Annotated in this window: 11 protein-coding genes; 8 read left to right on the top strand and 3 right to left on the bottom strand. The window is 69.4% G+C overall.

Going from position 1 to position 14,441, the window contains the following annotated elements; translation table 11 throughout:
• Positions 1 to 58 precede the first annotated feature (58 nt).
• The 3 genes from ACX25U_RS29165 (at position 59) to ACX25U_RS29175 (ending at position 4,482) form a co-directional block, all read left to right on the top strand.
• Positions 59 to 799 (top strand): HAD family hydrolase, encoded by a 741-nt coding sequence (locus ACX25U_RS29165; protein WP_454384351.1) that lies wholly within the window; start codon positions 59 to 61, stop codon positions 797 to 799.
• A 419-nt stretch (positions 800 to 1,218) separates the two neighbouring features.
• Entirely contained in the window at positions 1,219 to 2,823 is a 1,605-nt protein-coding gene (locus ACX25U_RS29170; RefSeq protein WP_454384353.1) for an ABC transporter substrate-binding protein, read from the top strand.
• A 90-nt stretch (positions 2,824 to 2,913) separates the two neighbouring features.
• Positions 2,914 to 4,482 carry an ABC transporter substrate-binding protein gene (locus ACX25U_RS29175; protein WP_454384355.1) on the top strand — a complete coding sequence of 523 codons (1,569 nt, stop codon included), beginning with the start codon at positions 2,914 to 2,916 and terminating at the stop codon, positions 4,480 to 4,482.
• 86 nt (positions 4,483 to 4,568) lie between these two features.
• On the opposite strand, the gene ACX25U_RS29180 is transcribed toward ACX25U_RS29175, so the two are convergent.
• Both ACX25U_RS29180 and ACX25U_RS29185 read right to left on the bottom strand, forming a co-directional pair.
• Positions 4,569 to 5,240 (bottom strand): response regulator, encoded by a 672-nt coding sequence (locus tag ACX25U_RS29180; RefSeq protein ID WP_454384357.1) that lies wholly within the window; start codon positions 5,238 to 5,240, stop codon positions 4,569 to 4,571.
• A gap of 14 nt (positions 5,241 to 5,254) precedes the next feature.
• Positions 5,255 to 6,253, bottom strand: a complete 999-nt coding sequence (locus tag ACX25U_RS29185) for a RecB family exonuclease (RefSeq protein ID WP_454384358.1) — start codon at positions 6,251 to 6,253, stop codon at positions 5,255 to 5,257.
• A 173-nt stretch (positions 6,254 to 6,426) separates the two neighbouring features.
• Between ACX25U_RS29185 and ACX25U_RS29190 the strand changes: the two genes are divergently transcribed.
• The 3 genes from ACX25U_RS29190 (at position 6,427) to ACX25U_RS29200 (ending at position 10,167) form a co-directional block, all read left to right on the top strand.
• Positions 6,427 to 8,196 (top strand): site-2 protease family protein, encoded by a 1,770-nt coding sequence (locus ACX25U_RS29190; protein WP_454384360.1) that lies wholly within the window; start codon positions 6,427 to 6,429, stop codon positions 8,194 to 8,196.
• 266 nt (positions 8,197 to 8,462) lie between these two features.
• Positions 8,463 to 9,365 carry a tRNA (adenine-N1)-methyltransferase gene (locus tag ACX25U_RS29195; RefSeq protein WP_388346508.1) on the top strand — a complete coding sequence of 301 codons (903 nt, stop codon included), beginning with the start codon at positions 8,463 to 8,465 and terminating at the stop codon, positions 9,363 to 9,365.
• Between the two features lie 229 nt (positions 9,366 to 9,594).
• Positions 9,595 to 10,167 carry a hypothetical protein gene (locus tag ACX25U_RS29200; RefSeq protein WP_454384362.1) on the top strand — a complete coding sequence of 191 codons (573 nt, stop codon included), beginning with the start codon at positions 9,595 to 9,597 and terminating at the stop codon, positions 10,165 to 10,167.
• A 57-nt stretch (positions 10,168 to 10,224) separates the two neighbouring features.
• Here ACX25U_RS29200 and ACX25U_RS29205 read toward each other — a convergent pair whose 3' ends face one another.
• Positions 10,225 to 10,530: a ferredoxin gene (locus ACX25U_RS29205; protein WP_454384363.1), complete on the bottom strand. Its 306-nt coding sequence runs from the start codon at positions 10,528 to 10,530 to the stop codon at positions 10,225 to 10,227.
• A 243-nt stretch (positions 10,531 to 10,773) separates the two neighbouring features.
• On the opposite strand from ACX25U_RS29205, the gene arc reads away from it, so the two are divergent.
• The gene (gene arc, locus ACX25U_RS29210) at positions 10,774 to 12,540 is read left to right on the top strand and encodes a proteasome ATPase (RefSeq protein WP_454384365.1); all 1,767 of its coding nucleotides are present in this window, start codon (positions 10,774 to 10,776) and stop codon (positions 12,538 to 12,540) included.
• A 234-nt stretch (positions 12,541 to 12,774) separates the two neighbouring features.
• Positions 12,775 to 14,286 (top strand): depupylase/deamidase Dop, encoded by a 1,512-nt coding sequence (gene dop, locus ACX25U_RS29215; RefSeq protein WP_454384367.1) that lies wholly within the window; start codon positions 12,775 to 12,777, stop codon positions 14,284 to 14,286.
• The last annotated feature ends 155 nt before the right edge of the window (positions 14,287 to 14,441 follow it).

Genomic DNA, 14,441 nt, shown 5'->3' on the forward strand with positions numbered 1-14,441 from the left:
CTGCAGGCCGGTTCCCCATGGGGAACCGGCCTGGTCGTCCCTCAAGGAGGTACGCCGGATGACCAGTACCGTTCCCGCGCTCGGCACCCTTCCCCAAGCTCCCGGCTCCGCCCGGGCAGAGAAGACCCTCATGGCCGAAGGGCCGGCCCTGCAGGCCGTGCTCCTCGACATGGACGGCACCCTGGTGGACACCGAGGGCTTCTGGTGGGACGTCGAGGTGGAGGTCTTCGCAGCGCTCGGACACACGCTCGACGAGTCCTGGAGACACGTCGTGGTCGGCGGCCCCATGACCCGCAGCGCCGGCTTCCTGATCGAGGCCACCGGCGCCGCCGTCACCCTCGCCGAGATCACCACGCTGCTGAACGAGGCGTTCGAGGTCCGTATCGACGGCGCGCTGCCGCTGATGCCGGGCGCCGCACGGCTGCTGGCCGAGCTGTCCGCACACCGGATCCCCACCGCCCTGGTCTCGGCCTCCCACCGCCGCATCATCGACCGCGTCCTGACCTCCCTCGGCCCCCAGCACTTCGCCCTGTCCGTGGCCGGCGACGAGGTCTCCCGCACCAAGCCCTATCCCGACCCCTACCTGCTGGCCGCCGTCGGACTGGGCGTGGACCCGGCCCGGTGTGCGGTGGTCGAGGACACCGTGACCGGAGTCACCGCGGCGGAGGCCGCCGGCTGCCAGGTGGTCGCCGTACCCTCCGTCGCCCCCATCTCCCCGGCCCCCCGGCGCACCGTCGTCCCCTCCCTGGAAGACGTGAACCTGTCATTTCTGCACGGCCTGATGACAGAAATGCGCTGACTGTTCACCCAGTGTGCCAAGCCCCGCGGGAAAAGCCCCGCGGCGGGCATCCACACGAATTCGCACCCGCTGGACGGTCGAATTCTGGCGGTCGCCGCACTGGTTGATCGTGTGATGTTCCCCACTTCCCCGGGGGTCGACAAGGGGTTCCAGGTGTGCCGTTCACCCCCTTTCGGGGACCGTGCGCGCACCCTTGTGTCCCGATTGGTGGAACCCTGCACGAATCCTTCCGGTCACGGGTTTTCGGAACGTCCGCGCCCGGTTCCGCTGTGTGATGGGAACTCAACTCCCGCGGCCGTGAACCTTCCTGCAGGGGCCTACTAACCTCATCGCGAGAACATCACCCTTGCCCCCGTGATCCGTCGCAACACCCCTGCATGCCGGATACACGGACTGAACAGCCCTGGAGAAACTCGAGCATGAACCGCAAGACTTTGGTGCTGCCGGCCGTAGCCGGCCTGCTCGCGCCAGTACTGGCCGCGTGCGGCGGTTCCGGCAGCGGCAGCAAGAGCGGCGACGCCATCGTCGTCGGCACCACGGACCGGTTCACCACCTCGAAGGAAGACCCCGCGCCCGTCGACCCGGCGTACGCCTACGACGTCGGCACCTGGAACATCCTGCGCCAGACCGTGCAGACCCTGATGGTCCAGCCCAAGGGCGACGGCGACCCCGTCCCCGAGGCCGCCGAGAAGTGCGGCTTCAGCGACAGCGGCAACGAGCGCTACGCCTGCACCCTGCGAGAGGGCCTGAAGTTCGCCGACGGCGACCCCATCACCGCGGCCGACGTGAAGTTCTCCGTCGACCGCGCCCGCGCCATCAACGCCGACACCGGCGTGGCCGGCCTGCTGTCCACCATCGACACCGTGGAGACCCAGGGCGACCGCGAGGTCATCTTCCACCTCAACACCGCCGACGCCGTCTTCCCGTACAAGCTGTCGACGCCCGTCGCGGGCATCGTCAGCTCCAAGAAGTACGAGAAGGACAAGCTGCGCGACGGCTTCGACGTGGACGGCTCCGGCCCGTACACCATGAAGGCCAACGTCAAGGACGACGAGATGGTCAACGCCGTCTTCACCAAGAACCCCAACTACAAGGGGACGTTGAAGCTCAACAACGACAAGGTGGAGCTGCGCTCCTTCCCGGACGCCGACGCCATGGGCACCGCGCTGGACAAGGGTGACATCGACGTCATGACCCGCAGCATGACGCCCGAGCAGATCCGCAAGCTCACCGCCGACTCCAAGGACAACATCGACATCGTCGAGACGCCCGGCCTGGAGATCCGCTACCTGGGCTTCAACACCGACGCCGAGTCGGTGAAGGACAAGGCCGTGCGCGAGGCCATGGCCCAGCTCATCAACCGCAACGAACTCGTCGCCAAGGTCTACGGCACCCAGGCCGAGCCGCTGTACTCGATGGTCCCGGCCACCATCACCGGCCACTCCAACGCCTTCTTCAACAAGTACGGCGACCCGAGCGTGGACAAGGCCCGCACCCTGCTGTCCAAGGCCGACATCACCACCCCGGTGAAGCTGACGCTGCACTACACGACCGACCACTACGGCGCGGCCACCAAGAAGGAGTTCGAGATCCTTCGTCAGCAGCTCAACGGCAGCGGCCTGTTCGACGTCGACATCCAGGGCGCCCTCTGGGACACCTTCCGCCCGGCGGAGAAGAAGGGCAAGTACGACGTCTACGGCATGGGCTGGTTCCCGGACTTCCCGGACGCCGACAACTACCTGGCTCCGTTCCTCGACAAGGGCAACACCCTCAACACCCCGTACGCCAACGGTGAGATCCGCAACACCCTGATCCCGCAGTCCCGTCGACAGGCCGACCGGCTCTCCGCATCCACCAGCCTGAACACGATTCAGGACATCGTCGCCGACGAGGTTCCGCTGCTGCCGCTGTGGCAGGGCAAGCAGTACGTGGCCGCCCGCGATACCATCACGGGCACCGCGTACGCCGTCAACTCCTCCGCGACCCTCCAGCTGTGGGAGCTCGGCCGCGGTGTCGGCGGCTGAGGTCTCCCCACGGTCCTGTCCCACAGGGCCCGGTCCGGCGCCGGAAACGGCGGTACCGGGCTTGACAAGACCGAAGACGAGGCACATACAGTGAAGAAGCGCAACCAGTGGCCGACCCTGCCCATCGTGGTGGGGCTGGCCTCCGGCCTGTTGACCGGTTGCGGCGCCGACAGCGGCGCCACCGGCTCCCCCGTGGTCGTGGGAATGTCCGACGACGTCCTCGCCACGGACCCCGCCTCCGGTTACGACCCCGGCTCCTGGCTGTTGTTCAACAACGTCTTCCAGTCGTTGCTCAGCTTCCCCAAGGGCGGCACCGAACCGCAGCCCGAGGCGGCCGAGGAGTGCTCCTTCACCGACAGCCGGGCCCAGGTCTACCAGTGCACGCTGAAGGACGGCCTGAAATTCAGCAACGGCGACCCGCTGACCGCCGAGGACGTCAAGTTCTCCTTCGACCGCATGCTGAAGATCAACGATGAGGGCGGCCCGGCGATCATGTTTACCATGCTGGACACCGTTCGCACACCGGACGACAAGACCGTCGTCTTCACACTGAAGACCCCCGACGCCACCTTCCCCAGCAAGATCGCCTCCGGCGCCGGCTCCATCGTCAACCACCGGCAGTACGACGCGGACGGACTGCGCCGGGACGGCAAGGCGGTCGGCTCCGGCCCCTACAAGCTGGAATCCTTCAGCAAGGACGAGGCCGTCTTCTCGGCCAACAAGAACTACCGGGGCACCGCCGAGGTCAAGAACGCCGGCGTCACCCTGAAGTTCTTCCACAGCGACCAGTCCGCCCTGAAGCAGGCCCTGCTCGGCAACAAGGTCGACGTCGCCTACCGCGGCCTGACCGCCAAGGACATCGCCGACCTCGAGGCGCGGAACACCGAGGGCGTCAACGTCGTCGAGGGAAGCAGCGCCGAAGTCCAGCACCTGGTCTTCAACATGGACGACCCCGTGGCCGGAAAGCTCGGGGTGCGCAAGGCCATCGCCCACCTCATCGACCGCGACGCCCTGATCCAGGAGGTCTACCAGGACACGGCGACCCCGCTGTACTCGATCATCCCGGCCGGTATCGCCGGCCACAACACGGCCTTCTTCGACACCTACGGCGGCCACCCCTCCCAGGCCAAGGCCGCAGAGGCACTGCGAGGCGAGGGCATCACCGGCAAGGTGAAGCTCACTCTGTGGTCCACCCCGTCCCGCTACGGCCCGGCCACCGACCAGCAGTTGAAGGCGATCGCCGCACAGCTCAACGCCGGCGGACTGTTCCAGGCCGACGTCAAGTCCGTGTCCTTCGAGCAGTACGAGAAGGACATCGCCCGGGGCAGGTACGGCGTCTACGTGAAGGGCTGGGTGCCGGACTACCCGGACGCCGACAACTTCACCGCCCCCTTCTTCGGCAAGGACAACGTCCTGAACAACCGCTACAAGAACAGCACCATCACCGGCACGCTCATCCCGGACACCGCCGCCGAGCGCGACCGCGGCGCCACCGACCGGGACTACGGCCAGCTCCAGGACATCGTGGCCGAACAGCTGCCCATCCTGCCGGTCTGGCAGGCCAAGCAGTACGCGGTCGTCCGCGACGGCGTCTACGGGGTGCAGTACTGCCTCGACGCCTCCACCGTGTTCCGGTTCTGGGAGCTCAAGAAGAGCTGAACCACCGCCGAACCACCCACGCGCACATCGAGGGCGCCCCCTCACCGGCCTTCCGGGAGGGGGCGCCCTCGTGATATGCGGGGTCCCTACTGGGCGCCGGGGCGCACCAGACCGCTCTCGTACGCGTACACCGCGGCCTGCACGCGGTCGCGCAGGCCCAGCTTGGTCAGTACATGTCCGACATGGGTCTTCACGGTCGTCTCGCTGACGAACAGATCGGCGGCGATCTCCGCGTTCGACAGCCCGCGCGCCACCAGCTTCAGCACCTCGACCTCCCGGTCGGTGAGGGTGTGCAGGGTGTCCGGCACCGGCTCCTCACCGGAGGGCAGGTGCGTGGCGTACTTGTCCAGCAGCCGGCGCGTGATGCTCGGCGCCAGCATCGCCTCGCCGGCCGCGACCACCCGGATCGCCTGCACCAGCTCGCCCGCGGGCGCGTCCTTGAGGAGGAAGCCGCTCGCGCCGGCGCGCAGCGCCTCCACCACGTACTCGTCGAGGTCGAAGGTGGTCAGCACCAGCACCTTCGCCGGGCCGTTCCGCTCCGGCCCGGTGATCTGCCGGGTCGCCTCCACGCCGTCCATCCGCGGCATGCGGATGTCCATCAACACCACATCGGGCTGCAGGGCCCGCACCTGGTCCAGGGCCTGCAGACCGTCTCCGGCCTCGCCCACGACCGCGATGTCCTGCTCGGCCTCCAGGATCATCCGGAACCCGGTGCGCAGCAGCGGCTGGTCGTCGACCAGTAGGACGCGGATGGCCACGTGAGTCTCCTTCGCTAGTCCGCGCCCATTCTGCCCTGCGCCGGCGCCGCGGTTCGTCCCAGGGGCAACGGGTAGGGCGGGGGAGTGCCGCCGAACTCCGGGCAGTGGGCCTGGTGGTCGCACCAGCCGCACAGCTTCGTGGGGCGCGGCCGCCAGTCACCGGTCTCCGTGGCCAGCCGGATCGCCTCCCACAGCGCCAGCAGCTTGCGCTCCACCCCCTCCAGATCGGCGAGGACCGGGTCGTACGTCAGCACATCACCGCTGCCGAGATAGACGAGCTGCAGCCGTCGGGGCACGATCCTCTTCAGCCGCCACACCACCAGGGCGTAGAACTTCATCTGGAACAGCGCGCCCTCGGCGTACTCGGGGCGGGGCGCCTTGCCCGTCTTGTAGTCGACGATCCGCACCTCGCCCGTGGGCGCCACGTCCACCCGGTCGATGATCCCGCGCAGCCTGAGCCCCGAGTCCAGCTCCGCCTCCACGAACAGCTCCCGCTCGGCGGGCTCCAGCCGCGTCGGATCCTCCAGCGTGAACCACCGCTCCACCAGCCGCTCCGCCTCCGCCAGCCAGCGCGCCAGCCGCTCGCCGTCCGGGTCGTCGGCGAACAGCTCCACCAACTCCGGTCTGGCCTCGCGCAGCCGGTCCCACTGCCCCGGGATCAGTTCCTTCGCCCGCGGCGCGGTCCGCTCGGCGGCCGGAGCGTCGAACAGTCGCTCGAGCACGGCATGCACCAGTGTGCCCCTCGTCGCCGCCTCGCTCGGCTTCTCGGGCAACCGGTCGATCACCCGGAACCGGTACAGCAACGGGCACTGCATGAAGTCCCCGGCACGGGAGGGAGACAGGGAGGAGGGCGGTATGGCGAGGCGGGGAGCCGTCTGCGAGTCCGCGTCCACCGCCTCCGCGGGCGCCGTCTCCTGTGTCGCCGTCTCCTGTGTCGCCGTCTCCTGTGTCGCCGTCTCCTGTGCCGGGCCGCTGCCGCGGGCGACCGCCTCGCCCTCCGTGCTCGTCTCCATACCACAGACCCTACGGCCCACCGCTGACAGTGACCCGGCCACGGTCATGATGTGCGCGAGGCGGGGAAAACACAGGGGGTGCCGGGCGGAACCGTCTGCCACGGCCGCATACCATCGACCCGAGACCTTCCGGCCGACAGGTACGGAAGACGCGCTTCGAACGAGGGGACACCGTGGACGTGAGCGGCGGGAGCGGGCAGCCGCGTTCCGGCAACGACGAGTCGGCCGAGCGCCACACCAACCCGGTGGCCCCGCCCCCCGACTCCTCAACACACCCCGACACCACCCAAGCCCAGCACGCCGAGGCCGCCCGGAAGCAGGACCCCGCCGAGCCCTCGACACACACGGCAACGCCCGAGGCACCTGCCAACACCGCAGCGGAGCAGAAGCGCTCCGGCGGCCCCGACGCGGCCCCGGCTCAGCGTGCCGAGGGTGATCGGGAGCAGGGCCCTGTCGGGACTCCGGCGCGCAGGGCAGCGACGCCCGAGGCACCTGGCGACACCGCAGCGGAGCAGAAGCGCTCCGGCGGCCCCGACGAGGCCCCGGCCGCGCGTGGCGCAGGGGGCCAGGAGCCGGGTGCCGGCGAGACCTCGCGCGCCGACGTCCCGGCCGAGCCGTCCCCCCGGACCGACTCCCGGCCGGCCGACACCCACCCCGAGCGCGGATACGCCCACGGTGCCGAGGGGCCCGCGCAGACCCCCGACGACCGCGGACGGCCCTCCGGCGACACCCACCACGACCGCGCTCTCGCGCACTCCGGGCAGTCGTCTCCGCCCGCGCGGCCGAGGGAGCCCGGCGGGGGGCTGCTGATGGGGCGGCCCTTCGGGGTGCCCGTGTACGTGGCGCCCAGCTGGTTCCTCGTGGCCGCGCTGATCACCTGGGTGTTCGGCGGGCAGCTCGACCGCGTGCTGCCCGAGCTCGGCGCCGCCCGCTACCTGGTGTCCCTGTTCTTCGCCGTCGCCTTCTACGCCTCCGTTCTCGTCCACGAGCTCGCCCACACCATCGCGGCCCTCCGCTTCAAGCTGCCGGTCCGCCGCATCCAGCTGCAGTTCTTCGGCGGCGTCTCCGAGATCGAGAAGGAGGCCGAGACCCCCGGCCGCGAGTTCGTCCTCGCCTTCGTCGGCCCGCTGCTCTCCCTGGTCCTCGCCGGCGTCTTCTACCTCGCCCTGCGACCCTTCGAACCCGGCACGGTCCCCGGCGTCCTGCTGGCCGGCCTGATGATCTCCAACCTCATCGTCGCCGCCTTCAACCTGCTGCCCGGCCTGCCCCTCGACGGCGGCCGCATGCTCCGCGCCGTCGTCTGGAAGATCACCGGCAGACCCATGAGCGGCACCGTCGCCGCCGCCTGGGTCGGCCGCGTGCTCGCCGTCTCCGTCCTGATCGGCCTGCCCCTGTTCACCCAGTCCGGCGTCGACCCCACCGCCGAGAACACCATCGGCGTCGGCACCGTCACCAACGCCCTGCTCGCCGCCATCCTCGCCGCGATCATCTGGACCGGCGCCGGCAACAGCCTGCGCATGGCCCGGCTGCGCGAACACCTTCCCGAGCTGCGCGCCCGTACCCTCACCCGCCGCGCCGTCCCGGTCGAGACCAGCACCTCCCTCGCCGAGGCCCTGCGCCGCGCCAACGCCGCCGGCGCCCGCGCCCTGGTCGTCGTCGACGGCCACGGCGAGCCCCTCTCCCTGGTCCGCGAGTCCGCCATCGCCGGCGTACCCGAACACCGCCGCCCCTGGGTCAGCGCCAGCGAACTCGCCCAGGAGCTCACCGACGGCATGCGGGTCTCCGCCGAACTCGCCGGGGAGGACCTCCTGGACGCCCTGCGCGCCACCCCGGCCACCGAGTACCTCGTCGTGGAGGAGACCGGCGAGATCTACGGCGTGCTCTCCGCGGCCGACGTGGAGCGCGCCTTCGTCAAGGCCATGGCCCGGCCGTCCGCCTCCTAGGTCCTGTCGTCGGATTCCCGCCTGCTCCGCGGCGTCTGGCACGCACTCCCCCGAGCTCTTCGAACAGGGGGGATCCCAGCGGTGTTGCCGAACCGCCCACGTGGCTCCTCCCTCGAGCTCTCGACTTCGCTCGAGCAGGGGGACCCCATGACGCCGCCGGGCCCGCCCTTCGGGCGGACGTCGGGAGTTCGACGACAGGACCCAGCCCCCTCCCGGCCCGCCTCCGCATGGTCGGCGGGCCTGCCCGGGACCGGTAGGCTGGTCACATGTCCGAACCGACCGGTGCCGCCCGCCGTCGCGGGCCCTTCAAGGTCGGGGACCAGGTACAGCTGACCGACCCCAAGGGCCGCCACTACACGTTCACGCTCGAGGCCGGGAAGAACTTCCACACCCACAAGGGGTCCTTCCCGCACGACGAACTGATCGGCGCACCCGAGGGCAGCGTTGTCCGCACCACCGGCAACGTCGCCTACCTCGCGCTGCGCCCCCTGCTCCCCGACTACGTCCTGTCCATGCCCCGCGGGGCAGCCGTCGTCTACCCCAAGGACGCGGGGCAGATCCTCGCCTTCGCCGACATCTTCCCCGGCGCCCGCGTCGTGGAGGCCGGCGTCGGCTCCGGCTCGCTCAGCAGCTTCCTGCTGCGCGCCATCGGCGACCAGGGCATGCTGCACAGCTACGAGCGCCGCGCGGACTTCGCCGAGATCGCCCAGGCCAACGTCGAGCGCTACTTCGGCGGCCCGCACCCCGCCTGGCAGCTCACCGTCGGCGACCTCCAGGACAACCTGTCCGACACCGACGTCGACCGCGTCATCCTCGACATGCTCGCCCCCTGGGAGTGCCTGGAGGCCGTCTCCAAGGCGCTCGTCCCCGGCGGCATCCTGTGCTGCTACGTCGCCACCACCACCCAGCTCGCGAGGACCGTGGAGTCCATCCGCGAGATCGGCTGCTTCAACGAGCCGACCGCCTGGGAGACGATGATCCGCAACTGGCACATCGAGGGCCTGGCCGTCCGCCCCGACCACCGCATGATCGGCCACACCGGCTTCCTGCTCACCGCCCGCCGCCTCGCGGACGGCGTCGAGCCGCCCATGCGCCGCCGCCGGCCCGCCAAGGGCGCCTACGGCGAGGACTACGAGGGCCCCAACGCCGACGGAGGCACCGCCCGCTGACGCGGCCCCGGCCGACCGCAACGTGCGGGCGCCGTGGCCGAGTTCCCGACGACGACCGGGAACTCGGCCACGGCGCCCTCGCATTGACCCGGCACCACGACACCGCCGTACCGAAAGACCCGCCGCGCAAAGCGCGCACGAGTACCCACCCCGCCGTTCCCCCGCACTGTGACGTGTGGCACGATGCTGGCCACCCCCACCGGCACAGCCCTCGCAGGAGACGCTCCTAGTGCAGCAACCCGCCGTTCCGGAACTGGCCCACACGCACACCCGCCCCATCCACTGGCTGGCCACCGCCACCGCGGTCGCCGCGGTGGTGGCCCTCTCCTCGGTCGTGCAACCCGGCTCCGCCACCGCCGCCCAGCCGACCGGCACCCACGCGAAGCCCGCCCCCGCGGCCGCCCCCCGCACCACCGGCGTGACGTTCCCGCTCGACTGCGGACCCGTGAGGACCGTGGTGGCGAAGCAGGCCTCCGGAGACCTCGACGGAGACGGCAGGCCCGAGACCGCCGCCGTCGTGCACTGCGACGCCTCCATGGGCACCCCGCCCGATGCCGTCTACGTCCTCACCCAGGCCGCCGGCGACGCCGCGCCCCGCGTCGTCGCCACCCTCGTCGACACCAAGGACCGGTACACGGTCACGGACTTCGCCGTCCGTGAAGGAGCCGTCACCGCCACCCTGCTCGGCTACTCCTCGCCCGACGTGCCCAATTGCTGCCCCGACCTCAAGGACAGCGTGAAGTGGCAGTGGAAGAACGGCGCGTTCGTCCGCTCCACGCCCGCCGGGGCGCGCGGTATCTGACCGCACGCCCCGAAGCTGTGAGAAAGCAGACAGTGATCACGGATTGCACGGAAGCGGTCACTCCGCGTCAGGTCCGTACACTTCGACCCTGTCCGAAACGCGACGCACATGGATGCACTCGCCCGGGCACTCCTTCGCCGAGTCGACCACATCCGTGAGAAGCGGCAGCGGCACGGGCGTTGTCGCCCCCCTGTCCTGCAGGAGCTCGTCGTTCGCGCTCTTCACGTACGCCAGACCGTCGATGTCCAGCTCGAACACCTCCGGCGCGTACTGCGCACAGATGCCGTCACCGGTGCACAAATCCTGGTCGATCCAGACCTCCAGTGCCTCGCCACCGTCCGAGGTCCGCTGCTGCACGCCCATCTCTCCTGCCGTATCACGTCGAGCCGTACGGGAATCCGGCCAGCTCTGACGGGTGTTGAACAACTCGACCCTACCTCTGACGGCTTTCCAATCGTGTTCGGTGGGTATTCCCCTGGCGTGAGGGAGAGCGCAAGGGTGAAGATCGGACACACCTCGACAGTCTTTGTGATCTAGGGGTTTCAATCGACACCCACCCAGGTAGGGTCTGGAAGCGTCCAGCTCCCCTTGGAGGAGGTGAGGACCGTGGCAGCCCACGACGACGACATGAACCGCGGCATCCGCCCGGGACGCGGGTCCGAAGACCCGGCCGGGCAGATCGCCTACCTTGAGCAGGAGATCGCCGTCCTGCGACGCAAGCTCGCCGACTCTCCGCGACACACGAGGATTCTCGAGGAGCGGATCGTCGAGCTGCAGACCAACCTGGCCGGCGTGTCCGCGCAGAACGAACGGCTGGCGAACACGCTCCGCGAGGCCCGCGACCAGATCGTGGCCCTCAAGGAAGAGGTCGACCGGCTCGCCCAGCCGCCGGCCGGCTTCGGGGTCTTCCTGCAGGCCAACGAGGACGGCACCGCCGACATCTTCACGGGCGGCCGCAAGCTGAGGGTGAACGTCAGCCCCAGCGTCGAGCTCGAGGAGCTCCGGCGCGGCCAGGAAGTGATGCTGAACGAAGCGCTCAACGTGGTCGAGGCCATGGAATTCGAGCGCGTCGGCGACATCGTCACCCTCAAGGAGATCCTCGAGGACGGCGAGCGCGCCCTGGTACTCGGGCACACCGACGAGGAGCGGGTGGTACGGCTCGCCGAGCCGCTGCTGGACGTCACCATCCGCCCCGGCGACGCCCTCCTGCTCGAACCCAGGTCCGGCTACGTCTACGAGGTCGTGCCCAAGAGCGAGGTCGAGGAACTCGTCCTCGAAGAGGTGCCCGACATCGGCTACGAGCAGATCGGCGGCCTCGGCAACCAGATCGAGGCCATCCGCGACGCCGTGGAGCTGCCGTACCTCTACCCGGACCTGTTCAAGGAGCACGAGCTGCGCCCGCCGAAGGGTGTCCTGCTCTACGGGCCCCCCGGATGCGGCAAGACGCTCATCGCCAAGGCCGTCGCCAACTCGCTCGCCAAGAAGGTCGCCGAGGTGACCGGCCAGGCCGCCGGCAAGAGCTTCTTCCTCAACATCAAGGGCCCCGAGCTGCTGAACAAGTACGTCGGCGAGACCGAGCGGCAGATCCGCCTCGTCTTCCAGCGCGCCCGGGAGAAGGCCAGCGAGGGCACCCCCGTCATCGTCTTCTTCGACGAGATGGAGTCCCTCTTCCGCACCCGCGGCTCCGGCGTCAGCTCGGACGTGGAGAACACCATCGTCCCGCAGCTGCTCGCCGAGATCGACGGCGTGGAAGGCCTGCAGAACGTGGTCGTGATCGGCGCCTCCAACCGTGAGGACATGATCGACCCGGCCATCCTGCGGCCCGGCCGCCTCGATGTGAAGATCAAGATCGAGCGTCCGGACGCCGAGGCGGCCAAGGACATCTTCGGCAAGTACCTCACCGAGCGTCTCCCGCTGCACGCGGACGACCTCGCGGAACACGGCGGCGACAAGGACGTCACGGTCCAGGGCATGATCCAGACCGCGGTGGAACACATGTACGCCGAAACCGAGGAGAACCGCTTCCTGGAGGTCACCTACGCCAACGGCGACAAGGAAGTCCTCTACTTCAAGGACTTCAACTCCGGCGCCATGATCGAGAACATCGTGGGCCGCGCCAAGAAGATGGCGATCAAGGACTTCCTCGAGAAGAGCCAGAAGGGCCTCCGCGTCTCCCACCTGCTCCAGGCATGCGTGGACGAGTTCAAGGAGAACGAGGACCTGCCCAACACCACCAACCCGGACGACTGGGCCCGGATCTCCGGAAAGAAGGGCGAGCGGATCGTCTACATCCGCACCCTCATCACCGGAAAGCAGGGCGCGGACACCGGACGCTCCATCGACACGGTGGCGAACACCGGTCAGTACCTGTAAAAGCAGGGCGGCTGCGGGTGCCCTCCACGGGGTACCCGCAGCCGACTGTTTTCCAGGCCACCGCATGGAGCAGGCAATGACGCAAATGATCTCCCCACCAGCGCAAAGGCGTTCTAGGCTCTTTCGTACCGCCGGGTCGCGCGGTGCGGGAACGGGCACCGCACAGGCACCCGAGCACCAGCGGTACTTGAGCGCCGCCCACGACCGAGGGCGCCGCCGGGCAAGGAGGGCCGCATGACCGTACGGCGAGTAATGGGCATCGAGACGGAGTACGGGATCTCCGTCCCCGGCCACCCCAACGCCAATGCCATGCTCACCTCGTCCCAGATCGTCAACGCCTACGCGGCGGCGATGCACCGGGCCCGCCGGGCCCGCTGGGACTTCGAGGAGGAGAATCCGCTGCGGGACGCCCGCGGCTTCGACCTCGCCCGCGAGGCCGCCGACGCCAGCCAGCTCACCGACGAGGACATCGGCCTGGCCAACGTCATCCTGACCAACGGCGCACGGCTCTACGTCGACCACGCCCACCCCGAGTACAGCGCGCCCGAGGTGACCAACCCGCGCGACGCCGTCCTGTGGGACAAGGCCGGCGAGAGGATCATGGCCGAGGCCGCCGAACGGGCCGCCCAGCTGCCCGGTGCCCAGCCGATCCACCTCTACAAGAACAACACCGACAACAAGGGCGCCAGCTACGGCACGCACGAGAACTACCTGATGAAGCGGGAAACCGCCTTCTCCGACATCGTGCGCCACCTCACGCCCTTCTTCGTCTCCCGCCAGGTCATCGCCGGCGCCGGCCGCGTCGGCATCGGCCAGGACGGCCACGAGCACGGCTTCCAGCTCAGCCAGCGCGCGGACTACTTCGAGGTCGAGGTGGGCCTGGAGACGACCCTGAAGCGCCCGATCATCAACACGCGCGACGAGCCGCACGCCGACGCGGAGAAGTACCGCCGGCTGCACGTGATCATCGGTGACGCCAACCTCTCCGAGATCTCGACGTACCTGAAGCTGGGCACGACCGCTCTGGTCCTGTCCATGATCGAGGACGGCTTCATCGCCGTCGACCTGGCCGTCGACCAGCCCGTCCGCACGCTCCACCAGGTCTCGCACGACCCGTCGCTCAAGCGCCTGATCACGCTCCGCAGCGGCCGGACACTCACCGCCGTACAGCTCCAGATGGAGTACTACGAGCTGTCGCGCAAGTACGTCGAGGAGCGGCTCGGGGCGGACGCCGACGACCAGACCAAGGACGTCCTGACCCGCTGGGAGGACACCCTCAACCGCCTGGAGAACGACCCCATGAGCCTGGCCGGCGAGCTGGACTGGGTCGCCAAACGGGAGCTCATGGAGGGCTACCGGCGCCGCGACGGCCTCGACTGGGACGCCGCCCGGCTCCACCTCGTCGACCTCCAGTACGCGGACGTACGCCCCGAGAAGGGCCTGTACAACCGCCTGGTGGCCCGCGGACGCATGAAGCGGCTCCTGGACGAGGCCGAGGTGGACAGGGCCCGTACGAAGCCGCCGGAGGACACGCGCGCGTACTTCCGCGGACGCTGCCTGGAGCAGTACGCCGACGACGTCGCCGCGGCCTCCTGGGACTCGGTCATCTTCGACCTGCCGGGCCGGGACTCGCTCCAGCGTGTCCCAACCCTGGAACCGCTTCGCGGAACGCGTAATCACGTCAAGGAGCTCCTGGACCGCTGCCGCACCGCGGAGGACCTGGTCAGGGTCCTGTCCGGAGGCTGAGCGGGCACGAAGGGGTACCCGGGCGGACCGGCCGCCCAGGGTGGAAATCCCGAGGTCCGGGAATCATCGAGGTGGTTCTCGTACGTTGGAGAAACTGCAGGGCCGATGTCAGACCGGGCTAGTAGGGTCTGATCAACACCGATCGGCCGTAATGC

The organism is Streptomyces sp. JNUCC 63 (assembly GCF_054366325.1).